The following is a 432-nucleotide window of genomic DNA, read 5'->3' as shown; positions in this document are numbered from 1 at the left end:
GAATATGAATGCGAAGGATCACCTCGGGCTGGATCAGCGGGCGCGGGTGATGGTGGAGATCAAGGACGGGAAGTGGAAGCTGCAGAATTAGTGACGTAGCCCACGTCATTGCCCAAAGCAAAACGCACGGTTCGCGCCGTGCGTTTTGCTTTTGGGGCTCAAGCGCTGGCGAGGCTTTTCGGTACTGGCGATGCCGTGGGTGTGGGCAGCGCCGCGACATGGTCGGCGTGCCGATTGGACCGGCGCGCCGTATCGCGGTGGTGGGCAGCGCAGGCTATTTGCAAGCGCACGGCACTCCTGAATCGCTGGACGCACTGCGCGGGCATCGGTGCATCCGATATCGCTTTCCGAGTAGCGGCGCCTTGTATGACTGGGAGTTTGTCGAACCCCGCGGTGGCGCCATTCAGTCGGCCGATGTGACGGGGGCTTCAT

1 pseudogene is annotated in these 432 nt (G+C 62.3%); it reads left to right on the top strand.

The features are described 5' to 3' along the window. Positions 1-218: 218 nt before the first annotated feature. A pseudogene (locus GV818_RS34325) lies at positions 219-432 on the top strand (LysR family transcriptional regulator); the annotation flags it as partial.

Origin of the sequence: Pseudomonas sp. Fl4BN1, assembly GCF_009908285.1 — a bacterium.
In the GTDB taxonomy this organism is placed as follows: Bacteria; Pseudomonadota; Gammaproteobacteria; order Pseudomonadales; family Pseudomonadaceae; genus Aquipseudomonas.
The sequence above is the reverse complement of the archived record's forward strand: the minus strand, read 5'-3'. Positions and strand labels throughout refer to the sequence as shown.